The sequence below is a fragment of the Streptomyces sp. NPDC014889 genome (assembly GCF_043081205.1).
Taxonomy (GTDB): domain Bacteria; phylum Actinomycetota; class Actinomycetes; order Streptomycetales; family Streptomycetaceae; genus Streptomyces.
Genome location: NZ_JBIBWH010000001.1, coordinates 61,003 through 87,534, shown reverse-complemented (window position 1 = coordinate 87,534; position 26,532 = coordinate 61,003). Strand labels below are relative to the sequence as shown.

The following is a 26,532-nucleotide window of genomic DNA, read 5'->3' as shown; positions in this document are numbered from 1 at the left end:
CGACGCCGCTTACGGCTTAATCTTCTCGATTTCAATGGTGTTCCCCTCTACGCCGGTAGACCTACCGGGCGACGGCATCTTCGCATGCGGTGTGAAGCCGCTGTGGAGCGGGGGCCACAAGCGGAACTCCCGCGTCCTACAGGTCAGTTGACCACGGTCGACCAGTCGGGCGACTGGGCCGGGTCCAGACCGCGCAGCCGTTGCAGCGTTTCCGGTTTCTGCACGTCCAGCCAGTCGGCGAGCTCCCGGAACGACACGCACTTGACGTCCTTCTTGGTGCAGATGTTCTTGACGACCTGGTCGACGGCCTTCATGTAGATGCCGCCGTTCCAGTCCTCGAAGTGGTTGCCGATGAACAGGGGCGCCCGGCTGCCGTAGTAGACACGGTTGAATCCGGCCATGTAGGAGTCGACGGTCTGCTGCTCCCACTGCGGGTAGTTGGCCGGATCGCCGTGGGTCTCGCCGTCGGACTGGTTGTAGAGGAAGTTGAAGTCCATCGACAGGCCCTGGTACTTGCCGTCCTCGTAGGGGAGCATCTGGAGCGGGAAGTCCCAGATGCCCTCCTTCTTCGCCGGCCAGATCTGGAAGTCGCCGGGCGAGCTGGCGTCGTAGCGCCAGCCGTAGTCCTTGACGGCCTTCAGCAGGTTGGGCTGTCCCTCGAGGCAGGGCGCGCGTCCGCCGGTGACCTCCTTGCGGAAGTCGAAGGGCAGCGGCGGGACGTCGGTGAGGCCGGAGTTGGTCTTCCACTTCTCGGCGAAGCCGTAGAACTGGTCGATCTCGCTCTTCCACTCCTCGACGCTCCAGTCGCCGCCGCCCTTCTCGCCGCAGAAGTGGCCGTTGAAGTGGGTGCCGATCTCGTTGCCGTCCTCGTAGGCCTTGCGGAGCTGCTCCAGAGTGGTGCGGATGTGGTCGACGGTGGCGTAGTCGATGGCGGCGGCGCCCAGCGAGTGCTGCGGCGGGTGGTAGAGGTCCTTTTTGGCCTTGGGCAGCAGGTAGATGCCGGTGAGGAAGAAGGTCATGTGGGCGTCGTTCTCCTTGGCCAGCTCCCGGTAGTGCGAGAACAGGTGGTCGTCGCCCTCCAGGGCGCCGTCCCAGGAGAAGACCACGAACTGCGGCGGTTTCTCGCCGGGTTTGAGTGGCTTGGGCTTCCACTCGGCCTTCTGCGGGCCCGTGTAGGAGGTCGAGCCGTCGCCGAGCACCCGGACCTTGCCGTCCCACTCGGGCTCCGTGGCCGCCTTGGACGGCGAACCGGCGTTCTTGGGGCCGTTCCTGGCCTCCTCGCCCCTGGATCCGGCGGACGCGGTCGGCGCGGTCGAGTCGGTGCGGGTGAGCGTCAGGAAGCCCGCCACCACGGAGGCGACGACCAGCAGGGCGGCCAGGGTCAGGAACTCGGGGCGGGTGGCGCGGCGGGGCGCACGCGCCTTGCGCCGACGGCCGTTTGACTTCATGGGGGGCTCAATCTGCGAGGGGGGTGGTGGGGGGTGGACGCGGCCGGGCCGCCGGGTTCAGCCGAGTGGGTTCATCGCACCGGCCCAGATCCCGTAGGGAACGCTGTCGGCCCGGGTGCCGGCGACTCCTTCCAGCGGCAGCGGTTCGAGGCTCTTGGCCAGGTCCATGCGGTAGACCACGACCGCCGTGGACACGGACCGGGCGGTGCCCACGTACCAGGAGGCGGTGTCGTCCTCGGTGGTGCCGCCCTTGCCCGCAACCGTGGCCGTGGCCGCCTCCGCCGCCGTGCCGGGCGCCGCGGCCGGGTGGGCGGTGCGGTAGGACTCGCCGAGCGCCTCGGTGACCGCCTCGGCCACGTCCCGGCCGACCGCGCGCTGCGTGGCCGGGGTGTCCAGCCGGACGGAGGAGCCGTTGCGGGTGATGCGCCGCACCGAGTACGGCTCGGTGTGCATGCCGTTGGCGGCGAAGGTGGCGTAACCGCTCGCCATCCGGATCGCGCTCGGGGTGGAGCTGCCGAGGGACAGCGCGGGCACCTGCGGGCCCATGCTGGAGGGCAGCAGTCCGGCCGCCTGGGCGGTCTGCTTGACCTTGTCCAGGCCGGTGTCCATGCCGAGTTGCATGAACGGCGTGTTCACGGAGTTGGCGAGCGCCTGGTGCAGGCTGATCCGCCCCCAGGACTTCCGGTCGTCGTTGTGGGCGGACACCTTCTTTCCGCTGCGGTCCCAGTAGGGGCCCTCGGGGGTAGTGACGGGCACGTCGTCGTCGCCGTCGTAGAGGGTCTGGGGGGTGACCTGCTCCGTGGGCACGTCACGCCGCTTGGTGACGCCGTGCTCGAGTCCGGCCGCGTAGACGAACGGCAGGAAGGCCGAACCGGCCGGGACGGTCGAGGCGTTGGACTCGTTGTAGCCCTGGGTGCGGTGGTCGGGCCCGCCGTAGACGGCGAGGATGCGGCCGTCGGCGGCCACGGAGGCGGCGCCGTAGTGCACGGTCTTCGCCGGGCCCGGGGTGGCCTTGCCCGCCTTCTTGCGGGCCTTGGTGACCTCGTCGGTCAGGGCGCTCTCCCGTTTGCGGTCGAAGGTGGTGTAGATCTGGTAGCCGCCCAGGTCGTACTCCTGGTCGGTGATGTGCGCGGAGTTCCTGGCGTACTGCGAGGCCAGTTCGACCAGGTAGTCGCTCTGCCGGCCGGTGTCGTAGAGCGGGTTGCGCTTGAGCGGCTCGGGGAACGTCCGGAACTTCGCGCGTTCGTCCTTCGACAGCTTGCCGATCTTGACCATGCGGTCGAGGGTCCAGCTCCAGCGCTCCACGGCACGGCGGTGGTTGGCCTCGCTGAGGGTGGGGTCGTAGAGCCCGGCGCCCTTGAGCAGTGAGGCGAGGAAGGCGGCCTCGCCGGCGTTGAGGTCGCCGACGTCCTTGCCGTAGTAGGCCTGGGCGGCGCGCTGGATGCCGTAGGTGCCGCGGCCGAACCAGCTGGTGTTGAGGTAGCCCTCCAGGATCTTGTCCTTGCTCATCCGGTTGTCCAGCTTGAGCGCGATCATCGCCTCGGTGAACTTGCGGCTGACGGACTGGTCCTGGGAGAGGTAGACGTTCTTGACGTACTGCTGGGTGATGGTGGAGCCGCCCTGGGTGTCGCCCTCGCCGACGGTGCGCCACAGGGCCCGGCCGATGCCGGTGAAGGAGATGCCGGGGTCGCTGTAGAAGCTCTCGTTCTCGGCCGCGAGGACGGCCCAGCGCACGTCCTGGGGTATGTCCTTCAGCGGCATCGCCTGGCGCTGCACCCAGCCGGTACGGGCCATGGGGGTGCCGTCGGACCAGAAGTAGACGTTGTCCTGCTGGGTGGCGTAGGTGTTCAGGTTCGGCGGGATGTCGGTCGCGGCGTAGGCGATGGCCAGCAGGAAGGTGCTCAGGCCCAGGGCCGCGAAGGCGGCGCCGAGCCACTGCTTCCAGGAGGGGAGCCAGCGGCGCCAGCCGGTGCGGCCGGGGCGCGGGTAGACGGGTTTGAGTTTCCTGGCGTACGGCGCGGCCACCGCGACGAGGGGGGCGACGCGCCGGGTCAGGGCCGGCGGGAGCGTGGGCCCGGTGCGCGGCTTGCGGCGGTCGGCGCGGCGCCGGGGCGGGCCGTCGGCCGGTGCGGACGGGTCGGACCGGTCGGGCGGGTCGGACGGGCTGGACCCACCGGACCGGTCGGACGGGTCCGGCGGGTCCGGCGGGTCCGGCGGCGTGGACTGTAAGGCGCGTAACTGCATCGTCTCGTGCGGTTGCGCGCTCGTATGCCGGTCGCGGAGGCTGTCGACCTTGAGCTGCATGGTCTCGTCCGCCCGGCGCAGGGCGTCGACCTTCAGCTGGATCGTTTCGTCCGCACGTACCGGCCGGTCCCTCTGCGACTGGTCCGGCTCTCCGGTCCCGGCGCGGCGTCCGCCGGACCGGCGGTCCTCCTCCGGAAGACCTTCCCCCCGCCCTGCCTCCGTCACGACTGCGTCCTCCTCCGCACTTTCCTGGTGCTCGCGGGTCGGAACATTCACCGCAACTGCGGCTGCTCTCCCCCTTGTTCGCAGCCACCACGCGGCCCTCGCGGCGCTACAAAATTATCAGCCGTCTTTTCCAAATCTCCGCACAAGAACTGGACAGAAACCAAGACATAAGAAACACGAAGGGCTGTGTGTCCGGTCACGCCCGTTAATCTGGGCGCATGCCTCGCTACGAGTACCGCTGCCGGAGCTGCGGCGACACCTTCGAACTGAGTCGTCCCATGGCGGAGTCGTCCGCCCCGGCCAGCTGCCCCGCCGGGCACGACGACACGGTCAAGCTGCTGTCCACGGTCGCGGTGGGCGGCTCCGCGGCCGCCCCGGCACCCGCGCCGCGGTCCGGCTCGGGCGGCGGCGGGTGCTGCGGCGGAGGCTGCTGCGGCTGACGTCCCTACCGGGGCGCCCGGGCCGCCTTGAGGAACTCCCGGACGATCCGCTCCCCGGCGAGCACCCCGCGCTCGGGCAGGGCGGCGATGCCGGGTGCCGTCCAGCCCGAGTCGGCCAGTTCGCCGTGTCCGGGGCGCCAGCCGCGGTCCACGGCGTGCAGCAGGTCGGCGTCCAGCAGCGAGTCGCCGGCGCCGAGAACGAGGTCGGCGCCGGTGCGGCGGGCGACCTCGCGGACGGCGGCGCTCTTGGTCAGCGGCTTGGGAACGGCGTAGATCTTGCGGCCCTGCAGGGAGACCGTCCAGCCGCGCCCTGCCGCCCACACGGCCAGCTCCTTCACCCAGTCCTCGGGCAGGAGCTCGCGCTCGACCACGAGGTAGGCGAACAGGTCCTCGGCGACGCGTTGCCCGCGCACCCAGACGGGGTCGGCGGTGCGCAGCAGATGCTCCTGGACCTCCGCGAGCGGCGCGCACTCGTCGGCCAGCCGCCTGATCACCCGCCGGTGCCAGTCGCCGTCCGGCACGCCGTCCACGAGCAGGTGGCCGCCGTTGGCGCAGACGGCGTACGTCGGGGCCGGGCCCGGCAGGTTGATGCGCAGGTACTGCTTGCGGGTGCGGGTCGTGGCGGGCACGAACACCGCCGTGTCGGCGAGATCGGTGAGCAGCTGGGCGGCCGTCTCGGTCAGGTACGACAGCGGCTTGCTCTCGTGCACCTCCACGCACAGCAGCCTCGGGGCCCGCGCGTCCGGCATGGTCAGCGCCAGGGCGGCGGCGGAGTAGATGAGCGTACGGTCGAGATCGCTCGCCACCAGGACCGGCATCAGCGGGTCACCGTCCTGCCGTTGGCGCCGGTCGCCCCGCGCGTGTACCGGGGGTGGATCAACCCCACGCAGCTGTACGGCAGTTCGTCGACCTCCTCGACGGGGACACCGCGTTGCCCGGCGAGCAGCCGCACATGGTCCAGGTCGGCTCCGGCGCCGGCCCGCGCCAGGATCTTCCACGGCACCCGGCGCAGCAGCACCCGGGTGGTCTCGCCGACGCCGGGCTTGACCAGGTTCACGTCGTGGATGCCGTAGTCCTCGCTGATGCGCTCGACCGCCCCCCAGCCCTCCCAGGTGGGGGTGCGGTCGGTGGACAGCAGTTCCTTGGCGGCGACGTCGACGCCGTCCGCGACCTCGGGGAAGCACTGGGAGACGGCGTCGAGGAAGACGTTCGAGACGTCGGCGCCGGCCAGTTCACGGTAGAACTTCGCGCCGTGGAAGTCGTGCGCGCCGACCAGGTCGGCGCGCAGCACTGTCCGTGAGATCAGGCCGGAGACGGTGGAGTTGAGGCAGGCGGAGGGTATGAGGAAGTCCTCCCGGGTGCCGTACGTCCGCACGCACGAGCCGGGGTCGGCCAGCACGGCGATCTCGGGGTCGAACCCGGTGATCCCTTCGCGCTCCTCGAACTCCCTGATGGCCTGCGCCAGTTCGCGGGTGATGGCGCCCTTGCCGGTCCAGCCGTCGACGAAGACGACGTCGTGGGGGTCGTGGCGGGCGGCGAGCCAGCGCAGCGCGTTGGTGTCGATGCCGCGGCCGCGCACGATCGACACGGCGTAGTGCGGCAGGTCCCGGCCGTGCCGGAAGCGGGCCCAGCGCCGCATCAGTACGCCGACGGGGGTGCCGGCGCGGGCGAGCGAGACGAGCACGGGGCCGGTGCCGGGGGTCTCGTCCGTCCCGGCCCGGCTCTTACGGCGCAGGGGGACCTCGGCGAGGATCGTCTCGGTGACCACGCCCACGGCCCGGGCGATGCGCGCGGCGGAGGCGGTCAGGGCCGTGTGGAACAGCTCCTGGTACTGCTCGCTGGGCTGGTACTCCAGCGGAAGCGACTCGGCGTAGTGTGCGCCGCCGCTCTGGATGGCCTCCTCGCGCTCCTCCGTCGGCGCCTCCAGCGTCACGTCCGAGAGGTCCTGGAGCAGCCAGCCGACCTCGTCGGGCGCGTACGAGGAGAAGGCGGGGCCGCGGAGGGGCTCGGGCAGCATCGGGGACCTTTCGGGGGCGTGCGGGGGCACGGGGAGGTACGAGGGCACGACCGCGAGCAGGACGCGCGGGGTGTGCTCGGCGAGCCGGGCCAGCAGGCCGTCGGGCGCGTGCAGTCCTGGGGTGTCGGCGGTGGAGTCGACGACGGCGACCACGGCGTCGAAGCCGCCGCCGGCCACGTTGTAGGCGTAGCGCTCGCCGGGGCCGTCGGCCGGGTCGTCGTGGGCCGGGAAGACCAGCCGGGTGCGGATCGCGTAACCGGGGTCGTCGACGGCCAGTACGGGCGAGCGGGTGGTGGTGGAGTACCGCACCTCGGCCTCCACGACCTGCTCCAGCTCCCGCGCCAGCCGCAGCGGCGCGTACATCAGTTCCTCGCAGCCGAGCACCAGGACCTGCCGCGCGTCCCGGGGCAGCGCCTCGGCGATCCGGGCGGCCATGGCGGGCAGCGCCCGCTCCAGCCGCCCCCGGTGCACCGGCATGAACCCGTGCCGCCCCCCGTCCGGCACACCGCGCGGCCACCACAATTCGACCCGCCGCACCCGTCGGGCCCCCCACGGCCGCTGACTGTCCGGCGCCTCACGCACGTCGGCGCCCTCCACCCCCGTGGGAGCACTGGCCCGGGACGGCGTCTGCTCCGTGTCGGACGCGGCCTGTTGGGCGCTTTCGTGCTGGGCGACGAGTGCTTGGCCCCGCTCCAGGACGTCCGCCGGAAGGCTGAGTGTGCCGGAGGCCGTGGTGATCAGGGAGACCTGGGCGTCCATCCGGTCGGCGAACTGCCGTAGGCGGTCCGCGTCGGACGGGGACCGCATGTCGATCAGGGCGACCACGACATAGTGCCTGCGCGGGTGGCGGGCGTGCAGGGCGCGGATGGTGTTCAGGACCGTGTTGCCGGTGGAGAACTCGTCGTCCACCAGGACCAGCGGGCCGTCGCAGGCCAGCAGGGCGGGGTCCTCGGGCAGCAGGAGGTGGGAGGTGGCGTGCGAGTGGGACTCCTCGAAGCCGCCGGCCGGGGCGATGCCGGGCACCGGGCGGCGCGTGGAGTGCAGGTACGGCGCGCTGCCGAGGCCGTCCGCGACCGCGTGGCCGAGGCCCGTCGCGGTCTCCGCGTAGCCCAGGACGACCGCCCGGCCGGACTGCTCCGCGCCCAGCAGGTCCCGGACCCGGCGGCCCAGGGCGAACCCGTGGCCGTACACGACCGAGGGCGCCTGCGGCACGTGCTTGCCGAGCACGTTGGACACGAGCAGGTGCGCCCGCTTGGGGTTGCGGCGCAGCGCGAGGCCCACAAGGCCCGTCAGCCGGTCGTCGCCCAGGAGTTCGACGCCGAGCCGCTCCGCGACCCAGGTGCCGGACCAGAGCCCGTCGTTCACTGGCTTGTTCATGCCTTCCTTGTGTGCCCTCGGCGGTGATGCGGTGCGGTCAGTCGGAGACCGCGGCAGCCAGCAGTTCCACGAAGCCGACCTCGTCCCGCGCGACGCCGAAGACCTCGGCGCGCAGCAGGGTCCGCTCGGCCCACGCGCGGTGCGGCTTCACCTCGTTCATCTTGTTCGTGTACGCCGACCTCAGCACGCCCCCGCCGCCCCGCTCGGGCCGCAGGATGTCCGCCGCGTCACTGAACTCCTCGTGACTGACCACGGACAGTGCGTGCACGGGCAGGACGTGGGAGGGGTGGATGCAGGTCTTGCCGAGCAGTCCGTTGGCGTGGTCCAGGGAGATCTCCCGCAGCAGCCCGTCCATCGCGTGCTCGATCAGCTTCGCGCGCAGCTCGACCGCCTGCACCTCCATGAAGGGGCTCTGGCGCAACTGTGGCTTGAACATGCGCTCCTGTACCCGGAAGTACTCCCACACCGGCCCGGTCACCGTGAACCCGGTGCCGTCGGCGCGCCCCAGCATGTTCACCACGTCGGCGATCACGGAGGCGACGACCTGGAGGTCGTAGGCCGTCATGTCGGGGGCCCTGCGCAGTCCGTACGAGGAGCAGAAGTCCGTCACGCCGAGGCGCAGCGCGAGCACCCGGTCGCGGTGCTTGTCGACCGCGCGGAAGATCCCCTCCAGGGTCTCCACCCGCGACTCACGGTAGAGCAGTTCGGGCGATTCGAGGACCGGCATGGCGAACAGCCGCCGTCCGCTCTCCGTCTCGGCGGCCTCGACCGCCTCCAGGAACGGCACGCCCCGCTCCCCGGTGAACTTCGGCAGCACGAACCCGGACAGCAGGCGCACCGCGGGCCCGAGGCGCCGCACCAGGTCGGGTATCTGCTCGGGGGCGCGCACCCGGATGAACAGCAGCGGGAGCTCCACGGAGCCGGGTCTCCGGGGCGGCGAGGCCAGTTCGGCGAACTGCCGGACCAGGTTCTCCTCGCCGAACTCCACCTCGGCGTCGTCGATCGAGTCCTCCAGGCACAGCACCATCGAGACCACGCCACGACGCGCCTGCTTGACGATGTCGGCGGCGAGCCGCGGCCGGGTGGCCGGGCTGTACAGCGTGGCGCCGAGGGCCGCGGAGAGCGTCCGGGCCGGGGAGTCGGCGGTGAATTCGCACGGCTCCCGGTGGAACAGGCGCTGCCGCACCTCGGTGGCGAGATGCCCGAAGTGACGCATGAAACTCCCCCCGTGGCGCATCGAGCGGCCTGCGAAGACTGTCAAAAGGTGGCCGGTAATAGTACGTACGAATCCATGTCGGAGGTTCCCGTGGGGCATGAATTTCAGGTAACCCCGCCGTGTCGACGCCCCGCGTTGTCGTGATCAGGACGGAGAAGGCAGGATGACCGCATGACGCACGCGATGCTGAAGGGGTCGAACGTCCCGCTGGACGCCACCACGGTACGGGCCGTGGTGCGTTGGACGCCCGGGCAGGGGGTCCCGGACGTCGACGCCTCGGCGCTGCTCCTCGGTCCCGGCGGCCGTGTGCGCTCCGACGAGGACTTCGTCTTCTACAACCAGCCGCGGCATCCGTCCGGGAAGGTCTGGCGGCTGGGCAAGAAGCGGATCGCCGACGGTCTGACGGACACGGTCCAGGCGGATCTCGCCGGGCTCGACCCCGAGGTGGGCCGGATCCTGCTGGTCGCCTCCGCGGACGGCGTCGCCTTCGACGTCGTACAGGGGCTGCGCATCCTGCTGTACGACGCGACGGCCGCCGGTGAGGACCCGCTGGCCTACTTCGACATCACGCCGGAGACCGGCCAGGAGACCGCGCTGATCTGCGGTGAGCTGTACCGGCGGGGCGAGGGCTGGAAGTTCCGCGCGCTCGGCGAGGGCTACTCGAACGGTCTGAAGGGCCTCGCCACGGACTTCGGCATCTCGGTGGACGAGTCGTCGGAGGAGGCGCAGGGTGCGGCTCCGGCCGCGCAGCCGCTGCCGCCGGAGCAGCCCGCGCCGGTGCCCGCCGCGGCTCAGCCGGCGTACGGGTACCCGCAGCCGGCCTACGGCTATCCGCAACCCGCGTACGGGTACCCGCAGCAGCCGCCGGCGGCCACGGCCCCGTCGGGGTACGGGTACCCGCAGCCGGTGGCGGCCGCGCCCGACCCGGACTTCCGGCTGCCGCCGCAGGGGCCGCAGTTCATCGGGCAGTAGGTCAGGGCCGGGGCGGGCGTGCTACCGGTCGGTCTTGGACTTGTAGCCGCGGCCCCACTGGAGGCCCCAGCCGTACAGGCGGTCCAGTTCCGACTGGAAGCCGTAGACGAACTTGACCTCGCGGCGGACGACCAGTTCGCCCTTGACGTTCTCGATCAGGACCACCGCGCACGAGCGTGCCTGCGGATGGCGTTCGTCGAGGCCGATCTCGATGCGCGGGCCGTTGCTCGGGTACATCGTGACGATCGCGTGGGTGCGGTCGAAGGCGGGTGTCTGGTCGTAGATGTAGACGAAGACCAGCAGCCGTTTGATCTCGTCCCGGTGGTCGAGGTTGATGTACATGGTCTCGCCGGACGCGGACCCGAACCGGTCGTCGCCGCTGAGTTTGACGTACGGCGGCGCGTTCACGTCGCCGAGGAAGCCGCCGAGGGGCTGGACGACGCCCTTGGTGCCGTCGGCCAGCTCGTACATGCAGCCGAGGTCGAGGTCCACGTTGACCATGCTCTGGCTGTGCCCGAGCACCTCAGGCGGCTTGAGCGCCCTGAACGGGTGCCGCAGCAGGCTCTCCCGGGTCGGACCGCCGAAGTCGGAGGTGCGCATCCGCCAGGCCAGGTTGATGCGCAGATGCCCGGTGGCCGCGCCCTGCTTGGTCAGCGACACGTGGTGGTGCCGTTTGGTCAGCTCGATCGCGTTGGTCGAGGCGCTGCCCGAGTCGAATTCGGCCGCGCGTCCTCCCAGCAGACCGTCGAAGAAGCCCATGTCCCTTTCCGCCCCCAGTTCACCCACCGGACCCACGCGACGGGGCGGCCCCGAAGGACCGGTTCGACCCGGTCCCCGTCGGCCGCCCCGCTCAAGAGCGTTCCCTCACTCGGAGGGCTGTCACACCCCTGAGGAGACCTCGCTCTGCGTGTCCGCCGCTCCCGCCGGGCTCGCCTCGGCCGCCGCCAGGGCGCGGTTGCGGCGTACCGACGACCAGAAGGACCAGGCGATCAGGACGACGCCGACCAGACCGGTGATCACCTCGTTGATCTCGTGCTGGATGGTGACCATGAGGATCACGGCCAGCGCGCCGATCGCGTAGTGAGCGCCGTGCTCCAGGTAGACGTAGTCGTCGAGGGTGCCCTGGCGGACCAGGTAGACCGTGAGCGAACGGACGTACATGGCGCCGATGCCGAGGCCGAGGGCCATCAGGACGATGTCGTTGGTGATGGCGAAGGCGCCGATCACTCCGTCGAAGGAGAAGGACGCGTCGAGCACCTCGAGGTAGAGGAACATGAAGAAGGCGGCCTTGCCGGCCAGGGCGATCGCCGAGCGCTTCTTGCCGGTGCGCGCGGCCTCTTCCTCCTCCTCGTGCTCGCGTTCCTCGTCCTCCTCGAGCTTGTCCTCGAAGTAGCCGGACAGTCCGCCGACGACCATGTACGTGATCAGTCCGGCGATGCCGGCGATCAGCACCGTCTGGGCCTTGTCGACGTGCGCGCCGCCGTGCTGGTGGGCGTGGGTGGCGAAGGTGAAGGAGGTGATGAGCAGCACGGCCAGGGCGATGCAGACCGACAGCATGTCGATCCTGCCGAGCTTGGCGAGCGGCCGCTCGAGCCATTGCAGCCACTTGATGTCCCGGTCCTCGAAGATGAAGTCCAGGAAGATCATCAACAGGAACATGCCACCGAACGCGGCGATCGCGGGGTGGGCGTCCGTGACCAGCTGCTGGTAGCGGTCCTTGTTGTTGAGCGCGAGGTCGACGGCCTCGACGGGGCCCATCTTGGCGGTGACGGCGACGATCACGACGGGGAAGACCAGCCGCATGCCGAAGACCGCGATGAGCACGCCGACCGTGAGGAAGATCTTCTGCCAGAAGGCATTCATCTTCTTCAGGATTCCGGCGTTGACCACCGCGTTGTCGAAGGACAGCGAGATCTCGAGGACGGAAAGGATCGCCACGATCCCGAAGGCGGTCCATCCCCCGTACAAGACCGCCGCTGCCAGGCCGACCGCGGTCACCGCGAACGACCAGCCGAAGGTTTTCAGAAGCACTGGCTACCCCATCCGTATCCGGTACGGGTCTCCCCCGCGCCGCACTTGGCTTTACGAAACGTTGACTCCGAAGTCTAGAGCGATTCCGCGCAGCCCCGACGCGTACCCCTGGCCCACCGCGCGGAACTTCCATTCGCCTCGGTAGCGGTAGAGCTCGCCGAAGATCATCGCCGTTTCGGTGCTGGCGTCCTCGCTCAGGTCGTAGCGGGCGAGTTCCGTGCCGTCGGCCTGGTTCAGCACCCGGATGTAGGCGTCCGAGACCTGCCCGAACGTCTGGCCGCGCTCGTCGGCCATGTGGATGGAGACCGGGAAGACGATCTTCTCGCACTGCGAGGGCACTCTGGTGAGGTCCACCAGGATCGTCTCGTCGTCGCCCTCGCCCTCACCGGTGAGGTTGTCGCCGGTGTGCTCCACCGAGCCGTCCGGGCTCGTGAGCTGGTTGTAGAACACGAACCACTCGTCGCCCAGCACCCGGTTGGCGCCGGTGCACAGCAGCGCGCTGGCGTCGAGGTCGAAGGGGGCTCCGGTGGTGGAGCGCTCCTCCCAGCCGAGTCCGACCATGACGTTGGTCAGGTTCGGTGCGGCCTTCGAGAGGGAGACATTGCCTCCCTTGGCGAGCGTGACGCCCATGATGCTGGTCCTCCCCGAGGTGGTGCCTGTGTGGTTGTCCTGCGCGTCCGGCGCCGCGCTGAAACGCGCGACGCCGGACGGGTCGGAATTGGTGTGAAGCCGTGCGGACCTGGGCTCAGACGTTCACGCCGAAGTCCTGGGCGATGCCGCGCAGGCCCGAGGCGTAGCCCTGGCCGATGGCGCGGAACTTCCACTCGGCGCCGTGCCGGTACAGCTCGCCGAAGACCATGGCCGTCTCGGTCGAGGCGTCCTCACTGAGGTCGTACCGCGCGATCTCCTGGCCGCCGGCCTGGTTCACCACGCGGATGTACGCGTTGCGCACCTGTCCGAAGGACTGCTGCCGGTTCTCGGCGTCGTAGATCGAGACCGGGAAGACGATCTTGTCGACGTCGGCCGGGACGCCGGCCAGGTTGACCTTGATCGTCTCGTCGTCGCCCTCGCCCTCACCGGTGAGGTTGTCGCCGGTGTGCTCCACCGAGCCGTCCGGGCTCTTGAGGTTGTTGAAGAAGACGAAGTGCTGGTCGGTGACCACCTTGCCGGAGTTGTTCAGCAGCAGCGCGCTGGCGTCGAGGTCGAAGTCGCTCCCGGTCGTGGTGCGGGCGTCCCAGCCCAGTCCGACGAGGACCGCGGTCAGGCCCGGGGCCTCCTTCGTCAGCGATACGTTGCCGCCCTTGCTGAGGCTGACTCCCACGAGTCCTCCATTGGTGTCCTGGGGCGGGGAGCCCCGTCGTGCATCGGATATGGGATCAACGACTCGATCCTAGTGACGGGTTCCCGCGCCACGCAGGCCCTGGAGCCGAAGAATCACCGGTGTCGGGTCACCGGATCACAGGGTGTCGAGCGCCTTCACGTAGTCGTTCAGGTCGCGCGCGTCCGGCAGGTCGTTGACCACGGTCCAGCGCACGACGCCCTCCTTGTCGATGATGAAGGTGCCGCGCACCGCGCAGCCCTTGCCCTCGTCGAAGACGCCGTAGGCGCGGGAAGTGTTGCCGTGCGGCCAGAAATCGCTCAGCAGCGGGTATTCCAGGCCCTCCTGCTCGCCGAAGACGCGCAGGGTGTGGATCGAGTCGTTGGAGACGGCGAGGAGCTGGGTGTCGTCGTTGACGAACTTCGGCAGGTTGTCGCGCAGGGCGCACAGCTCGCCGGTGCACACTCCGGTGAAGGCGAACGGGTAGAAGAGGAGCACCACGTTCTTCTCGCCGCGGAAGTCGGACAGCCTCACGGTCCGGCCGTGGTTGTCCTTGAGCTCGAAGTCGGGCGCCTTGTCGCCGACCTGGATCGCCATCGTCCTGCTTCCCTTCGGTGGGCCTGTTCGGGTGATGCCACCCTACGCAGTGATCACCGCAGGCCGACGGACGGGCCGACACGAGTCGGCCCGTCCGTCGGTCCGGGGACGAAGGGGAACTACTTCTTGGACTTGGCTGCCTTGGGCGTCGCGAGTCGGCTGCCGCTCCAGTCCTTGCCGACGCTGACGCTCTTGCTCGCCGACAGACCTGCCGTGGTCGCGGCTTCCGAGATGTCACTCGGCTCCACGTAGCCGGCACGGCCCGTCTTCGGCGTGAGGAGCAGGATCGCGCCACCCTCCTCGATGTACGTGGTGGCGTCCACCAGTACATCTGTCAGGTCGCCGTCGTCGTCGCGGAACCACAGCACCACGGCGTCGGCCACGTCGTCGTAGTCCTCGTCCACGAGCTCGCTGCCGATCGCTTCCTCGATGGCCTCGCGGAGGTCCTGGTCTACGTCGTCGTCGTAGCCGATCTCCTGGACCACCTGCCTGGGCTGGAATCCCAGCCTGGCGGCCGGGTTAGTCCGCTCCTCCGCGTGGTCCGCGGTCGCGCTCACGGGTTGCCTCCTGATGATGTTGCGATTTAGGTCTTCAGCCACGCGCGTGCGCGAAGCATTGGCCGTAGTCCACACGGGCGGGCCGGATCGCGCAAGTACCCGGCGGTTCAGACCGCCGAAACGGTGACGATCCCGGCTGTGTCGCCGCAACTCCTGACACGGTATCGCGATCAGCGGTGACACACACCACACCGTTCTGTCCGGTTCGCGTGTTCGGGAGCACACCTCCGGGCAGGGGATGCCGGAGAGAACCGGGGTTACCCCGCGGTAGAGATGACGTGCGGCTTCCGTGAGGTACACGATGGGGACCGGTGCAGGCACAGGCAGACAAACCTACAGGAACCCAGGAAACCGACAGAACGAACCCAGATACGCCCCAGACATGTCAGCCCTCTGACAGGTAAGGAACAGCGTGGCTTCCGGATCCGATCGAAACCCGATCATCATTGGCGGCCTCCCGAGTCAGGTTCCTGACTTCGATCCCGAGGAGACCCAGGAGTGGCTCGACTCGCTCGACGCCGCGGTCGACGAGCGAGGCCGTGAGCGGGCCCGCTACCTCATGCTCCGGCTGATCGAGCGGGCCCGCGAGAAGCGCGTGGCCGTGCCCGAGATGCGCAGCACGGACTACGTCAACACGATCCCCACCAAGAGCGAGCCGTTCTTCCCCGGCAACGAGGAGATCGAGCGCAGGATCCTCAACGCCACACGCTGGAACGCCGCGGTGATGGTCTCCCGCGCCCAGCGGCCGGGCATCGGCGTCGGCGGCCACATCGCCACCTTCGCCTCCTCCGCCTCCCTCTACGACGTCGGCTTCAACCACTTCTTCCGCGGCAAGGACGACGGCAGGGGCGGCGACCAGGTCTTCTTCCAGGGGCACGCCTCACCGGGCATCTACGCGCGCGCGTACCTGCTGGACCGGCTCACCGAGGAGAACCTGGACGGCTTCCGCCAGGAGAAGTCGAAGGCACCGCACGGACTGTCCAGCTATCCGCACCCGCGTTCGATGCCGGACTTCTGGGAGTTCCCGACGGTATCCATGGGCCTCGGCCCGATCGGCGCGATCTTCCAGGCCCGGATGAACCGCTACATGCATGCGCGCGGGATCGCGGACACCTCCGACTCGCACGTGTGGGCCTTCCTCGGCGACGGCGAGATGGACGAGCCCGAGTCGCTCGGCCAGCTGTCCATCGCCGCCCGCGAGGGCCTGGACAACCTGACCTTCGTGGTCAACTGCAACCTCCAGCGCCTGGACGGCCCGGTGCGCGGCAACGGCAAGATCATCCAGGAGCTGGAGTCGGTCTTCCGCGGCGCCGGCTGGAACGTGATCAAGCTGATCTGGGACCGCACCTGGGACCCGCTGCTGGCCCAGGACCGCGACGGCGTGCTGGTGAACAGGATGAACACCACGCCGGACGGCGCGTTCCAGACCTACGCAACCGAGTCCGGCGCCTACATCCGCGAGCACTTCTTCGGCGACGACCACCGGCTGCGCAAGATGGTCGAGCACATGACCGACCAGCAGATCCTGCACCTGGGCCGCGGCGGCCACGACCACCGGAAGATCTACGCGGCCTACAAGGCGGCCCTGGAGCACAAGGGCCAGCCGACGGTCATCCTGGCCAAGACGGTCAAGGGCTGGACCCTCGGCCCGAACTTCGAGGGCCGCAACGCCACGCACCAGATGAAGAAGCTGACGGTCGACGACCTCAAGCGCTTCCGCGACCGGCTGCACCTGCCGATCTCCGACCGGGAGCTGGAGTCCGGCCCGCCGCCGTACTACCACCCGGGCCGGGACACCGAGGAGATGCAGTACATGCACGACCGCCGCAAGGGCTGCGGCGGCTACGTGCCGACGCGGATCGTGCGCTCCAAGCCGCTTCGGCTGCCGGGCGACCGGACGTACGCGTCCGTGAAGAAGGGCTCGGGTCAGCAGTCCATCGCGACCACCATGGCCTTCGTGCGGTTGCTGAAGGACCTCATGCGGGACAAGGAGATCGGCAGGCGGTTCGTGCTGATCGCGCCGGACGAGTACCGGACGTTCGGCATGGACTCCTTCTTCCCGAGTGCGAAGATCTACAACCCGCTCGGCCAGCAGTACGAGTCCGTCGACCGCGATCTGCTGCTCGCCTACAAGGAGTCGCCGACCGGGCAGATGCTGCACGACGGAATCTCGGAGGCGGGCTGCACGGCCTCGCTGATCGCGGCGGGCTCGGCCTACGCCACCCACGGCGAACCGCTGATCCCGGTGTACGTCTTCTACTCGATGTTCGGTTTCCAGCGCACCGGCGACCAGTTCTGGCAGATGGCCGACCAGTTGGCGCGTGGTTTCGTCCTGGGCGCGACCGCCGGCCGTACGACTCTGACCGGTGAGGGCCTCCAGCACGCCGACGGCCACTCCCAGCTGCTGGCCTCCACCAACCCGGCGTGCGTGGCCTACGACCCGGCGTACGGGTACGAGATCGCGCACATCGTGCAGGACGGACTGCGCCGCATGTACGGCGGCGACGAGCGGCATCCGCACGGCGAGGACGTCTTCTACTACCTCACCGTCTACAACGAGCCCATCCAGCAGCCGGCCGAGCCGGCGGACGTGGACGTCGAGGGCATCCTCAAGGGCCTGCACCGGCTCGGCGAGGGCGCGGCGGGCGACATCCCGGCGCAGATCATGGCGTCGGGCGTGGCGGTCCCGTGGGCCCTTCAGGCGCAGCGGATCCTCGCCGAGGAGTGGAACGTCCGGGCGGGCGTCTGGTCGGCGACCTCCTGGAACGAACTGCGGCGCGAGGCCGTGGCGTGCGAGGAGTACAACCTGCTGCACCCGGAGGAGGAGCAGCGGGTGCCGTGGGTGACGCGGAGGCTGAGCGCGGCCGAGGGGCCGTTCGTGGCCGTCTCCGACTGGATGCGCTCGGTGCCGGACCAGATCGCGCGCTGGGTGCCGGGGACGTACCAGTCGCTGGGCGCCGACGGCTTCGGCTTCGCCGACACCCGTGGGGCGGCGCGGCGGTTCTTCCACATCGACGCCCAGTCGATCGTGCTGGCGGTGCTGACGGAGCTGGCCCGGGAGGGCAAGGTCGACCGGTCGGTGCTGAAGCAGGCCCTGGACCGCTACCGGATCCTGGAGGTGTCGGCGGCCGACCCGGGCACGGCGGGCGGCGACGCGTAGGGCCGTGGAGGAACAGAAGGAGGGCGGCGGACCGTCGGTCCGCCGCCCTCCTGTCCGGTGTCAGAACAGGCCGTTGCCCGGGGTTGCCGCTCCGGCCAGCCAGACGACGGCCAGGAGTGTGTCGACGGCGCCCAGGACCACGGCGACCAGAGCCGGGAGCGAGCGGTCGCCCGCCCAGGTGCGGCCCATCGCGAGCCAGCCGCAGACGACCGCCACCGGGCCGAGGATGATGCCCAGTGCGAAGAAGCCCGCGACCGCGCAGATGGTCCCGATGATCCCGAGGGTCGCGCGGTCCGGCCGGTTCCGCTGCCACGTCCGGCCGCGTGAACGGGGGTACCCGCGCGTTCCGCCTCCGAAGCCCGCCATCATCAACTCCCTTTGACACCTGTCCAGTTGGAGTTCCATTGGGTTTCGTATGTGCGGGTACCCCGGTTCCGGCCGCTGAAGCCGCCCGCGCGCTGCTCCCCTCCAGCAGCGCGCGGCAGCCGCTTCTCCCGTCCCCTGCGGAGGACTTGACCCACTGTCACCCGGGGTGCGTACCGGAGGCGAGTGGTCTTCGGCGGAGTCACCCTGACGGGCGAACTCCGCCGGTAGCGGGCGCCGTCAGATATGGCCGACGCCCGCGCCCGCCTCCGCGTTCTCCCCGCGCTTGGTGAGCAGCGCCACCAGGACGGCCACGGCCGCGATCCCGGCGGCCACGAGGGAGGCGCGGCTCATCCCGGAGATGAACGTCTCGTGCGCGACGGAGGTGATCTTCGTGGCGATCGCCTCGGGTGTGCCCTCCTGCACCGGCGCCACGCCGACCTGGACCGCCTCCGAGGCCTGGCCCAACTGGGCCGGAGTGAGCGGCGGGAGCCCCGCGTCCTTCCAGTTGCCGGCCAGGTCGCTGTTGACCTTGGAGGCCATCACCGCGCCCAGCACGGCCGTGCCGAGGCTGCCGCCGATCTGCATGGCGGACTGCTGGAGACCGCCGGCCACACCGGACAGCTCCAGGGGCGCGTTGCCGACGATGACCTCGGTGGCGCCGACCATGACGGGGGCGAGTCCGAGACCGAGGAGGGCGAACCAGAGCGACATGGTGAGGCCGCTGGTGCCCGTCTCAAGCGTGGACATGCCGTACATGGCGAGCGCGGTGGCGGCCATGCCGCCCGCCAGCGGGATGCGCGGCCCCACCTTGGTGATCATGAAGCCGGCGAGCGGGGAGCCGACGATCATCATGCCGGTGAGCGGGAGGAGATGCGTGCCCGCCTCGATCGGGCTCATCCCGTGCACGTTCTGTAGGTAGAAGGTGACGAAGAACAGGCCGCCCATGAACGCGATGGCCATCAGCACCATGAGCACCACGCCGGCGGACAGCGGGACCGAGCGGAACAGCGCCGGCGGGATCAGCGGCTCCTTCACCCTCGTCTCCCAGAAGGCGAAGGCGGCGAAGCCCAGCACGGAGACGGCGATGAACGTCCACGTCGTGCCGTCGCCCCAGCCCCGGACCGGAGCCTTGATCAGGGCCCACACCAGGCAGAACACCGCTGCGGAGAGCAGGACGATGCCCAGGATGTCGAAGGAGCGGGGCGCGTTCTCGGCGCGGTGGTCGAGCAGGATCAGCAGGCCCAGGACCAGGGCGAGGACGCCGACGGGCACGTTGATGAAGAACACCGACTGCCAGTTGACGTGCTCGACGAGCACACCGCCGAGGATCGGGCCGCCGGCGGTGGAGGCGCCGATGACCATGCCCCAGATGCCGATGGCCATGTTCAGCTTCTCGGCCGGGAAGGTGGCCCGCAGCAGGCCGAGCGCGGCCGGCATCAGCAGCGCGCCGAACAGACCCTGCAAAACCCGGAAGGTGACGACCATGGCGATGGTGTGGGACAGCCCGATGGCCCCGGAGGCGGCGGCGAAGCCGGTCACACCGATGAGGAAGGTCTGCCGGTGCCCGAAGCGGTCACCGAGCTTGCCCGCGGTGATCAGGGAGACCGCGAGGGCGAGGAAGTAGGCGTTGGTGATCCACTGCACATCGGCGAGGGTGGCGTGCAGATCGTCCCGGATGGCGGGGTTGGCGATGGCCACGATGGTGCCGTCGAGGGCCACCATCATGACCCCTACGGCGACGGTGATCAGGGTGACCCACGGGTGCCCGCGCAGCCCCTTGGCGGGCGTGGGCTCCGACGGGCCCGCCGGGGCGTCGTCCCCCGGCCCCGTCGTGTCGATGGTGGTCTGACTAGTCATACGTTCGAGGCTAATGACAGCCACTGACAAACGACAAACCAATTCACTAGTCAGTCACTGACGTGTCGCTCCCCTATAGTCTGATCAGGGGAAACGGTTCGCATTCGGGGAAGCGGTGCGGGAAACAGGTCCGGAGAGGCCCATGGAGACGGCGGCGACCGCCAGGACGGCGCCACGGACGCTGTCGCGGACGGCGGCACGGCCGGGACTGCGCGAACGCAAGAAGCGGCGCACCCGCGACGCGCTGCTGCGGGCGGCGCTGGAACTGTTCACCACCCAGGGGTACGAACGGACGACGGTCGACGAGATCGTCGAGGCCGTCGACGTCTCCCAGCGCACCTTCTTCCGCTACTTCCCGGGCAAGGAGGAGGCCGCCTTCGCCGTGCAGGAGATCGTGGAGGCGCACTTCGTCGACTCGCTGCGCGCCCGCCCGCCCGGGGAGGCTCCCCTGGAGGCGCTGCGCCGGAGCCTGCTGGAGGGCTGGGACACGATCAGCGACGCGGTGGGGAGCGTCGTGCCCGTGGAGCTGTACCTGCGCATGTTCCGGTTGATCGAGTCGACGCCGGCCCTGCTCGCCGAGCATCTGCGCCGCTCGGCGGAGACCGAGGAGCAGATCGCGCGGCTGCTCGCCGAGCGCGAGGGCCTCGACGTGGACGCCGACCCGCGGCCGCGGCTGGCGGTGGCCGTGTTCGGCGCGGTGATGCGGGTGACGAGCCGCCAGTGGAGCACGCGCGAGGACGCCGGCGCCGAGGCCATGCGCGAACTCACCGCCGACCACCTCGATCAGGTGGGACCCGCACTCACCGGGAACTGGCGTACGAGCCCCCGGTCTTGAGACGGAACATTCCACCGATCTTGAACTGCCGTACGCCTGCCGGATCTTGGACACGCTCACCGGCTGAGGTCACCGTCACACCGCTCGAAACGTGATACCTGTCACTCGGTTAACGCGAGACCGTCTCGTTCTCCTAGTGTGTCCTTCCAGTGACTTCCTTCGACACCTCCCCACAACTCAACGTCTGGCGCGCACTGCTCGCGCTGGCCGTGGTCTTCGTGATGCTGGCCACCACCGGCTGGACCGCGGTGCAGGGCCATCGCGGGACCACCGCCCTCCAGGCGTCGCTGACCGCCTGGGACCACGGCCGTCTGCACGGGCACCCGCTGCCGGACGCGGACGCCTCCCCCGCCCTGCTGCGGCGCTTCTTCGACTCGCTCGGCGCACAGGACCGCGGCCGGCTCGCCCGCCGCTATCCGCTCGCGGTCGGCAACATGGACGGCGCCCCGGTCCGGCTGCGCTACCAGGCCAACCGCATCGCGCTTCGCCAGGCGCGCAGGATCGAGCGCACCCGCACGCACGACAGCCGGCTCTCACCGGCCGGACAGCAGGACGCGGGCCGCCGCATGCAGCGCTACGCCTCACTGATGGCGAAGGGCCGGCAGATCCTGGCCTTCGACCCCGAGGGCTCGGGCCGGGTTGCCGAGGTCTTCGGCGATCTGCGCAGGGCCGAGCGGGTCTCCGTCGTCGTCCCCGGCGTCGACACCGACCTGATCACCTTCCGGAAGACCTACCGCCCGTACTCGGCGCCGTACGGCATGGCGAAGTCGCTGTACACGGCCGAGCGGGAGGCGGACCCCTCGGCCCGTACGGCCGTGATCGCCTGGGCCGACTACACCTCGCCCAGCGGGCTCGGCGTGGACGCGGCCACGGCGATGCGCGCCGAGGAGGGCGCGGTACGGCTGAACAAACTGCTGCGGGGACTGCCCGGCGATTCCTCCGTCTCGCTGTTCTGCCACAGCTACGGATCGGTGGTGTGCGGCGTGGCGGCGCGGACCCTGCCGCGGCGGGTCTCCGACATAGCGGTGGCCGCCAGCCCCGGTATGCGCGTGCAGAGCGCCTCCCACCTGCGCACCTCCGCCCGGGTGTGGGCCATGCGGGACGCCACCGACTGGATCCAGGACGTGCCCTACCTCGAACTCGGCGGCCTCGGCCACGGCGCCGACCCGGTCTCCCCGGCGTTCGGGGCGCGAGTTCTGTCGGCACAGGGTGCCAAGGGCCACGCCGGCTACTTCGAGCCGGGCACCGACAGCCTGACCAACTTCGCCGAGATCGGAGTCGGCGCGTACGACTCGGTGCGGTGCGCACATGACGACGACGGATGCCGGGCGGATTTGTCCGGCACGACACCGGCCGGACGCGCGTAGAGACAGCAGGAAGTGCGGTCCGCCCGGGGAGGGACGAGGGAGCCCCAGCCCCCTACGATGAGCCGCATGGGTGATGTACTGGCCGGATTTCATGCTGCCTGGGAGTTCGAGTCCGATTCCGTGCTCATCCGCTACGAACGGGGGATTCGAACACCCAAGCTCTTCCAGGCCCTCGGTGCCCGCCGGATCCCGCTGGCGGCGCTCGCGGGCGTGACGTTCGGCGCGGGCCGCCGCGGCACCGTGGTCCTGCGTGCCGAGCCCAGAGCGGGCGCCGATCCACTGATGGACGCGGCCGACGGGCAGCTCAAGGAGAGCTGCGACCCGTACCGCCTGGTGCTGCCCGCCGAACGGGAGACGCTGGCCGAGCGCTACGCCGAGGAACTGCGCGCCCGGCTCTTCGCGAGCGGACCGGCCGACCGCCACCTGGTGGCGGCGCCGCGGGCCCCGCTGCAGTTCAAGGCGTACGACGGGAAAGCGTCCTTCGACGGTACGGCGGTGCGGTTCCGGTGGTCGTGGACCGGGGCCTCCTCGGCCAAGTGGAAGGCCGGCGACCAGAGCTTCCCCGTCACCGACATGGGCGGGGTGGAGTGGCGTTCTCCCGAGGCCTTCGAGGGGCATCTGCGGCTGCTGCCGCGCGATCCGGGCGCCGCCGCACCGCAGCCGGACCAGGATCCGGCCGCGGTGGTGTTCGGGCGCGGATACGGTCCGGTGCACGAGTCGCTGCCGTTCGCCGCGGCCGTCCTGGCGGCGGTGCGGGAGGCGGGTCCGGCGACGCCGGTGCCGGTGCCGGCCCCGCGCCGCGACCCCGCCGACATCGCGGAGCGGATCCGCCACCTCGGGGAGCTGCATCACGCGGGGCTGGTCACCGACGAGGAGTTCTCGGTGAAGAAGGCGGAACTCCTGGCCGAGCTGTAGGGGCTGCCGCTCGGCCGGGTCGTAGGGGCTACTGCTGCTCCCGGCCCCGCGACGTGAACGACATGTCGGCGTAACGCGGCCCCGACACCTTCGCGGCGATCGGGTCCAGCAGCGCCAGTTCCTCGCCGGTCAGGACGATCCGGGTCGCCGCCGCGTTCTCCTCCACCCGGCTCGCCCTGCGGGTGCCGGGGATCTGGACGACCGGGAGGCCGTGCACGGACGACTGCTGCTGCACCCAGGCCAGCGCGATCTGCGCGAGGGAGGCTCCGTGGGCCTCGGCGACCGCGCGGACCGGCTCCAGCAGCGCGGCGTTGGCCACCGCGTTCTCCCCCTGGAAGCGCGGCATGGTGCGGCGGAGGTCGTCGCCGGTCAGGTCCTTCTCGGCGTCGACGAACCCGCCGGTCAGAAAGCCCCGGCCGAGCGGCGAGTACGGCACCAGCGCCACGCCGAGATCGCGTGCCGCGGGCACCACGTGCGTCTCGATGTCGCGGCTGAACAGCGACCACTCCGACTGCACGGCGGCGATCGGGTGCACGGCCCGCGCGGCCCGCAGCTCGTCGGCCGTGACCTCGCTCAGGCCCAGGTGCTTCACCTTGCCCTCGCGCACCAGGTCGGCCATGGTCCCGACGCTCTCCTCGATCGGGACGTTCACGTCACGACGGTGCATGTAGTAGAGGTCGATTACGTCGACGTCCAGGCGGCGCAGGCTCGCCTCAACGGCTTGCCGGATGTAGGGCGGGTCGTTGCGGATGATCCGCCTCGTCGGCTCGTCCGGCGGGATCGACAGGGCGAACTTGGTGGCGATCACGACCTCGTCCCGGTGCGCCTTGAGGAACGGCGCGAGGAACCGCTCGTTCTCGCCCCGTCCGTAGGCGTCCGCCGTGTCGTAGAGGGTCACGCCCAGTTCCAGGGCGCGTTCCAGGGCTGCGCGAGACTCCTCCGCGTCCGCGGGGCCGTAGGCGAAGCTCATGCCCATGCAGCCGAGGCCCTGTACGCCGACCTCCGGTCCGTCCTCGCCCAGCCGTACGGTCGGGATCCTGCTTCCGGTCATCGCGTTGTCTCCGCTTCTCGGGGGCGTGCGGTGTGTCGGTGATCTGTGACTTCTCGGTGTCCGCCGCTCAGTGGCGTCCGGCGTCCCCGTAGAAGCTGATCTTGCGGTCCAGTACCGCGAGCGTGTCCCGGAGTTCGGCGATCCGGGCCAGGACGTCCCGGCGGGTCGCCTCCAGCAGCGCGTACCGCTCGCCGTAGGTGCTCTCGCCCGCGCGCACCAGCTCCGCGTACCGGACCATGTCGGCGACCGGCATCCCGGTCAGCCGGAGCTTGCCGACCAGGTCGAGCCAGTCGAGGTCGCTGTTGGTGTACCGGCGCTGCCCGGTGTGGGAGCGGTCGACGTGGGGCATCAGGCCGATCCGCTCGTACCAGCGCAGGGTGTGCGCCGTCAGCCCGGTGAAGGCGACGACCTCGCTGATCGTGTAGCCGTCCTGCCCGTCCGGGCGCGGGTGCCGTCGGGACGGGGCGGAACAGAGGTCGGCACGGGTGGGGGCTTCCTCGGTCTTCTCGATGGTCACGGCCGTGGTCTGCGTCACCGTCATGGCCTCAACGCTATGACCTTCGAGTGCACTCCAGGCAAGCCGGGCCCGGCAGTGCGGCGAGAAATGCGCGCGACGCGGGGCGGGCGCGGTCGTTAGCGTGCCGGGCATGAGTCTCGTACGACGTGCTGAGCCCGAGGACGCCGCGGAAGTGCTGCGACTGCGCCAGGTGATGATCGACTCGGTGCACGGCACCGATCCTTCCACCGACTGGCATGCTCAGTCCCTGCCCACCCTGCGCGCGAAGCTGGCGGACCCGGACGGGGACTTCGCGGCGTACGTCGTGGACCACCCGGAACGACCTGGGGCGCTGGCCGCGCTGGTGGCGGGCACGATCGACTACCGGATCGGCCGGGCGGGCCACCCGGGGGGCGCGGTCGGCTACGTCTTCAGCGTCGCGACGGATCCGGACGTCCGCCGACGCGGGTACGCGCGCGCGTGCATGGAGACGCTGCTGGACTGGTTCCGCGAGCGCGGTGCCGGCCGGGTGCAGCTCACCACGTCCACCGAAGGGGCGCCGCTGTACACCTCCCTCGGCTTCCGGCCCAAGCCCGACCCGTTGCTGGAGCTGTGGCTGTGAGCGCATAGGCTCGACGTCATGTCGTTGAACTCCCTGGCGTCGATCGAGAACTGGCCGGTCCCCACCGCGGCGGCGGGCGTGGTCCGCGCGGACGGCACGGTCCTGGGCACCCACGGCCCGACCGCGCGCCCCTTCCCGCTGGCCTCGGTCACCAAGCCGCTGGCGGCCTACGCGGTGCTCGTCGCCTACGAGGAGGGCGCGATCGAGCTGGACGAGCCGGCCGGCCCGCCCGGCGCGACCGTCCGGCACCTGCTCGCCCACACCTCGGGCCTGGCCTTCGACGAACACCGGGTGACGGCCCCGCCCGGCGAGCGGCGGCTGTACTCCAACGCGGGCTTCGAGCAGCTCGGCGACCATGTGGCGAAGGCCACGGACATCCCGTTCGCGGAGTACCTGCGCCAGGCGGTCCTGGCCCCGCTCGGCATGACGCGGACCACCCTGGACGGCTCCCCCGCGAAGGACGCGGTCTCGACGGTCGACGACCTGCTCCTCTTCGCCGCCGAGCTCCAGGCCCCACGCCTGCTGGACCCGCGCACGGTCGCCGAGGCGATGACGGTCCAGTACCCCGGCACCAAGGGCGTCCTGCCGGGCTACGGCCACCAGAACCCCAACGACTGGGGCCTCGGCTTCGAGATCCGCGACTCCAAGTCCCCCCACTGGACGGGCACTTCCTCCTCCCCCCGCACCTTCGGCCACTTCGGCCAGTCCGGCACGTTCCTGTGGACCGACCCCGCCGCGGGCGCGGCCTGCGTCGCCCTGACCGACCGCGCCTTCGGCCCATGGGCGACCGAGGCCTGGCCGCCGTTCACGGACGCGGTGCTGTCCGAGCTGCGGGCCCGCTGAGAACAGGCCTGCCATGGACCTCACGTTCCGGCGCCTGCTTCCCTCCGACACCGAGCCCCTGGTCCGCTTCCTGACCGGTGAGAGCTGGCCGTTCCACAGCGTCAGCGAGGTGGACGGCGACACGGCGCGCCGATGGATCGGCGAAGGACGCTTCGAAAGCGGGGAGACCAGGAGCTTCTGGATCCTGACCGGTGCGCAACCCGTCGGCCTGGTCCGGCTCATGGACCTGGCCGACGACACGCCCCTGTTCGACCTCCGCCTGCGGGCCGGGCACCGGGGGCGCGGCATCGGCCACGAGGCCGTGACCTGGCTGACGCGGTACCTGTTCGAGGAGTTCCCGCACATCCATCGCATCGAGGGGACCACACGCCAGGACAACCACCCGATGCGCCGCGTCTTCCTGCGCTGCGGCTACGCCAAGGAGGCCCACTACCGGGACGCCTGGCCGGCCCAGGACGGAACGCTCCACGACACGGTCGGCTACGCGATCCTGCGCCGCGACTGGCTGACCGGCCGCGTCACGCCGCCCCAGTGGGACGACGAGCCCGTCGGCCGGGGGCCGGAGAGGTAACGGGCCG

24 protein-coding genes are annotated in these 26,532 nt (G+C 70.4%); 9 read left to right on the top strand and 15 right to left on the bottom strand.

The annotated features are described in order from the left end of the window. Window positions 1-143 precede the first annotated feature (143 nt). Both ACF09J_RS00385 and ACF09J_RS00380 read right to left on the bottom strand, forming a co-directional pair. The gene (locus ACF09J_RS00385; protein WP_392303143.1) at window positions 144-1,448 is read right to left on the bottom strand and encodes a hypothetical protein; all 1,305 of its coding nucleotides are present in this window, start codon (window positions 1,446-1,448) and stop codon (window positions 144-146) included. Between the two features lie 57 nt (window positions 1,449-1,505). Beyond that, window positions 1,506-3,752 (bottom strand): transglycosylase domain-containing protein, encoded by a 2,247-nt coding sequence (locus tag ACF09J_RS00380; RefSeq protein WP_392303622.1) that lies wholly within the window; start codon window positions 3,750-3,752, stop codon window positions 1,506-1,508. Between the two features lie 383 nt (window positions 3,753-4,135). Between ACF09J_RS00380 and ACF09J_RS00375 the strand changes: the two genes are divergently transcribed. Continuing rightward, window positions 4,136-4,357, top strand: a complete 222-nt coding sequence (locus tag ACF09J_RS00375; RefSeq protein ID WP_100567009.1) for a zinc ribbon domain-containing protein — start codon at window positions 4,136-4,138, stop codon at window positions 4,355-4,357. A 5-nt stretch (window positions 4,358-4,362) separates the two neighbouring features. On the opposite strand, the gene ACF09J_RS00370 is transcribed toward ACF09J_RS00375, so the two are convergent. From ACF09J_RS00370 to ACF09J_RS00360, 3 genes are read right to left on the bottom strand one after another with little or no spacing between them, the layout of a single operon-like run. After that, window positions 4,363-5,175 carry an HAD family hydrolase gene (locus tag ACF09J_RS00370; protein ID WP_392303142.1) on the bottom strand — a complete coding sequence of 271 codons (813 nt, stop codon included), beginning with the start codon at window positions 5,173-5,175 and terminating at the stop codon, window positions 4,363-4,365. Next, window positions 5,175-7,751 carry a phosphoribosyltransferase gene (locus ACF09J_RS00365; protein ID WP_392303141.1) on the bottom strand — a complete coding sequence of 859 codons (2,577 nt, stop codon included), beginning with the start codon at window positions 7,749-7,751 and terminating at the stop codon, window positions 5,175-5,177. Before ACF09J_RS00365 ends, ACF09J_RS00370 begins: the two co-directional genes overlap by 1 nt. A 37-nt stretch (window positions 7,752-7,788) precedes the next feature. Beyond that, on the bottom strand, window positions 7,789-8,967 hold the full coding sequence (locus tag ACF09J_RS00360; protein WP_392303140.1) for an HpcH/HpaI aldolase/citrate lyase family protein: 1,179 nt from the start codon (window positions 8,965-8,967) through the stop codon (window positions 7,789-7,791). Window positions 8,968-9,138: 171 nt separating this feature from the next. Between ACF09J_RS00360 and ACF09J_RS00355 the strand changes: the two genes are divergently transcribed. After that, entirely contained in the window at window positions 9,139-9,939 is an 801-nt protein-coding gene (locus ACF09J_RS00355) for a TerD family protein (RefSeq protein WP_392303139.1), read from the top strand. Between the two features lie 21 nt (window positions 9,940-9,960). Here the strand turns inward: ACF09J_RS00355 and ACF09J_RS00350 are convergent, their stop codons facing one another. The 6 genes from ACF09J_RS00350 to ACF09J_RS00325 all read right to left on the bottom strand — a co-directional run bounded on the left by ACF09J_RS00350 (window position 9,961) and on the right by ACF09J_RS00325 (window position 14,442). After that, window positions 9,961-10,698, bottom strand: coding sequence for a Tellurium resistance (locus tag ACF09J_RS00350; protein WP_392303621.1), 738 nt, complete (start codon window positions 10,696-10,698; stop codon window positions 9,961-9,963). Window positions 10,699-10,818: 120 nt separating this feature from the next. Next, a complete protein-coding gene (locus tag ACF09J_RS00345) occupies window positions 10,819-11,970 on the bottom strand; it encodes a DUF475 domain-containing protein (protein WP_392303138.1) in 1,152 nt (383 codons plus the stop codon). A 51-nt stretch (window positions 11,971-12,021) separates the two neighbouring features. Next, a complete protein-coding gene (locus ACF09J_RS00340) occupies window positions 12,022-12,600 on the bottom strand; it encodes a TerD family protein (protein WP_100567002.1) in 579 nt (192 codons plus the stop codon). 115 nt (window positions 12,601-12,715) lie between these two features. Continuing rightward, window positions 12,716-13,291 (bottom strand): TerD family protein, encoded by a 576-nt coding sequence (locus tag ACF09J_RS00335; protein ID WP_392303137.1) that lies wholly within the window; start codon window positions 13,289-13,291, stop codon window positions 12,716-12,718. Between the two features lie 135 nt (window positions 13,292-13,426). Continuing rightward, window positions 13,427-13,885: a peroxiredoxin gene (locus tag ACF09J_RS00330; protein ID WP_392303136.1), complete on the bottom strand. Its 459-nt coding sequence runs from the start codon at window positions 13,883-13,885 to the stop codon at window positions 13,427-13,429. A gap of 119 nt (window positions 13,886-14,004) precedes the next feature. Then, window positions 14,005-14,442, bottom strand: a complete 438-nt coding sequence (locus ACF09J_RS00325) for a DUF3052 domain-containing protein (protein WP_392303135.1) — start codon at window positions 14,440-14,442, stop codon at window positions 14,005-14,007. Window positions 14,443-14,854: 412 nt separating this feature from the next. Here ACF09J_RS00325 and aceE point away from each other — a divergent pair, with 412 nt between their 5' ends. Continuing rightward, complete coding sequence (aceE, locus tag ACF09J_RS00320) at window positions 14,855-17,602, top strand: pyruvate dehydrogenase (acetyl-transferring), homodimeric type (RefSeq protein ID WP_392303134.1); 2,748 nt, start codon at window positions 14,855-14,857, stop codon at window positions 17,600-17,602. 60 nt (window positions 17,603-17,662) lie between these two features. Here aceE and ACF09J_RS00315 read toward each other — a convergent pair whose 3' ends face one another. Together ACF09J_RS00315 and ACF09J_RS00310 are read right to left on the bottom strand one after the other, a co-directional pair. Further along, window positions 17,663-17,971: a small hydrophobic protein gene (locus ACF09J_RS00315; protein WP_392303620.1), complete on the bottom strand. Its 309-nt coding sequence runs from the start codon at window positions 17,969-17,971 to the stop codon at window positions 17,663-17,665. 234 nt (window positions 17,972-18,205) lie between these two features. Then, window positions 18,206-19,825, bottom strand: coding sequence for an MFS transporter (locus tag ACF09J_RS00310; protein WP_392303133.1), 1,620 nt, complete (start codon window positions 19,823-19,825; stop codon window positions 18,206-18,208). Between the two features lie 142 nt (window positions 19,826-19,967). On the opposite strand from ACF09J_RS00310, the gene ACF09J_RS00305 reads away from it, so the two are divergent. The 3 genes from ACF09J_RS00305 to ACF09J_RS00295 all read left to right on the top strand — a co-directional run bounded on the left by ACF09J_RS00305 (window position 19,968) and on the right by ACF09J_RS00295 (window position 22,942). Next, the gene (locus ACF09J_RS00305) at window positions 19,968-20,660 is read left to right on the top strand and encodes a TetR family transcriptional regulator (RefSeq protein WP_392303132.1); all 693 of its coding nucleotides are present in this window, start codon (window positions 19,968-19,970) and stop codon (window positions 20,658-20,660) included. Between the two features lie 149 nt (window positions 20,661-20,809). Continuing rightward, window positions 20,810-22,027, top strand: a complete 1,218-nt coding sequence (locus tag ACF09J_RS00300) for an alpha/beta hydrolase (RefSeq protein ID WP_392303131.1) — start codon at window positions 20,810-20,812, stop codon at window positions 22,025-22,027. 66 nt (window positions 22,028-22,093) lie between these two features. Next, complete coding sequence (locus ACF09J_RS00295) at window positions 22,094-22,942, top strand: DUF4429 domain-containing protein (protein WP_392303130.1); 849 nt, start codon at window positions 22,094-22,096, stop codon at window positions 22,940-22,942. A 28-nt stretch (window positions 22,943-22,970) separates the two neighbouring features. Here ACF09J_RS00295 and ACF09J_RS00290 read toward each other — a convergent pair whose 3' ends face one another. Continuing rightward, entirely contained in the window at window positions 22,971-23,993 is a 1,023-nt protein-coding gene (locus ACF09J_RS00290) for an aldo/keto reductase (protein WP_392303129.1), read from the bottom strand. A gap of 67 nt (window positions 23,994-24,060) precedes the next feature. Beyond that, window positions 24,061-24,534, bottom strand: coding sequence for a MerR family transcriptional regulator (locus ACF09J_RS00285; protein WP_392303128.1), 474 nt, complete (start codon window positions 24,532-24,534; stop codon window positions 24,061-24,063). A 106-nt stretch (window positions 24,535-24,640) separates the two neighbouring features. On the opposite strand from ACF09J_RS00285, the gene ACF09J_RS00280 reads away from it, so the two are divergent. The 3 genes from ACF09J_RS00280 to ACF09J_RS00270 are packed head-to-tail and all read left to right on the top strand — an operon-like array spanning window position 24,641 to window position 26,525. Further along, entirely contained in the window at window positions 24,641-25,111 is a 471-nt protein-coding gene (locus ACF09J_RS00280; protein WP_392303127.1) for a GNAT family N-acetyltransferase, read from the top strand. A gap of 18 nt (window positions 25,112-25,129) precedes the next feature. Further along, entirely contained in the window at window positions 25,130-25,954 is an 825-nt protein-coding gene (locus ACF09J_RS00275; RefSeq protein WP_392303126.1) for a serine hydrolase domain-containing protein, read from the top strand. Between the two features lie 13 nt (window positions 25,955-25,967). Further along, window positions 25,968-26,525, top strand: a complete 558-nt coding sequence (locus tag ACF09J_RS00270; protein ID WP_392303125.1) for a GNAT family N-acetyltransferase — start codon at window positions 25,968-25,970, stop codon at window positions 26,523-26,525. Window positions 26,526-26,532: the final 7 nt, after the last annotated feature.

What these genes read in the sequence shown, in the direction of transcription:
- ACF09J_RS00340 (WP_100567002.1), bottom strand. Translation starts at nt 12,600, where the DNA reads ATGGGCGTCACGCTCGCCAAGGGAGGCAATGTCTCCCTCTCGAAGGCC.
- ACF09J_RS00305 (WP_392303132.1), top strand. Translation starts at nt 19,968, where the DNA reads ATGGAGACGGCGGCGACCGCCAGGACGGCGCCACGGACGCTGTCGCGG.
- ACF09J_RS00380 (WP_392303622.1), bottom strand. Translation starts at nt 3,752, where the DNA reads ATGCAGCTCAAGGTCGACAGCCTCCGCGACCGGCATACGAGCGCGCAA.
- ACF09J_RS00365 (WP_392303141.1), bottom strand. Translation starts at nt 7,751, where the DNA reads ATGAACAAGCCAGTGAACGACGGGCTCTGGTCCGGCACCTGGGTCGCG.
- ACF09J_RS00375 (WP_100567009.1), top strand. Translation starts at nt 4,136, where the DNA reads ATGCCTCGCTACGAGTACCGCTGCCGGAGCTGCGGCGACACCTTCGAA.
- ACF09J_RS00315 (WP_392303620.1), bottom strand. Translation starts at nt 17,971, where the DNA reads ATGATGGCGGGCTTCGGAGGCGGAACGCGCGGGTACCCCCGTTCACGC.
- ACF09J_RS00330 (WP_392303136.1), bottom strand. Translation starts at nt 13,885, where the DNA reads ATGGCGATCCAGGTCGGCGACAAGGCGCCCGACTTCGAGCTCAAGGAC.
- ACF09J_RS00295 (WP_392303130.1), top strand. Translation starts at nt 22,094, where the DNA reads ATGGGTGATGTACTGGCCGGATTTCATGCTGCCTGGGAGTTCGAGTCC.
- ACF09J_RS00285 (WP_392303128.1), bottom strand. Translation starts at nt 24,534, where the DNA reads ATGACGGTGACGCAGACCACGGCCGTGACCATCGAGAAGACCGAGGAA.
- ACF09J_RS00370 (WP_392303142.1), bottom strand. Translation starts at nt 5,175, where the DNA reads ATGCCGGTCCTGGTGGCGAGCGATCTCGACCGTACGCTCATCTACTCC.
- ACF09J_RS00350 (WP_392303621.1), bottom strand. Translation starts at nt 10,698, where the DNA reads ATGGGCTTCTTCGACGGTCTGCTGGGAGGACGCGCGGCCGAATTCGAC.
- ACF09J_RS00310 (WP_392303133.1), bottom strand. Translation starts at nt 19,825, where the DNA reads ATGACTAGTCAGACCACCATCGACACGACGGGGCCGGGGGACGACGCC.
- ACF09J_RS00385 (WP_392303143.1), bottom strand. Translation starts at nt 1,448, where the DNA reads ATGAAGTCAAACGGCCGTCGGCGCAAGGCGCGTGCGCCCCGCCGCGCC.
- ACF09J_RS00290 (WP_392303129.1), bottom strand. Translation starts at nt 23,993, where the DNA reads ATGACCGGAAGCAGGATCCCGACCGTACGGCTGGGCGAGGACGGACCG.
- ACF09J_RS00275 (WP_392303126.1), top strand. Translation starts at nt 25,130, where the DNA reads ATGTCGTTGAACTCCCTGGCGTCGATCGAGAACTGGCCGGTCCCCACC.
- ACF09J_RS00280 (WP_392303127.1), top strand. Translation starts at nt 24,641, where the DNA reads ATGAGTCTCGTACGACGTGCTGAGCCCGAGGACGCCGCGGAAGTGCTG.
- ACF09J_RS00360 (WP_392303140.1), bottom strand. Translation starts at nt 8,967, where the DNA reads ATGCGTCACTTCGGGCATCTCGCCACCGAGGTGCGGCAGCGCCTGTTC.
- ACF09J_RS00355 (WP_392303139.1), top strand. Translation starts at nt 9,139, where the DNA reads ATGACGCACGCGATGCTGAAGGGGTCGAACGTCCCGCTGGACGCCACC.
- ACF09J_RS00270 (WP_392303125.1), top strand. Translation starts at nt 25,968, where the DNA reads ATGGACCTCACGTTCCGGCGCCTGCTTCCCTCCGACACCGAGCCCCTG.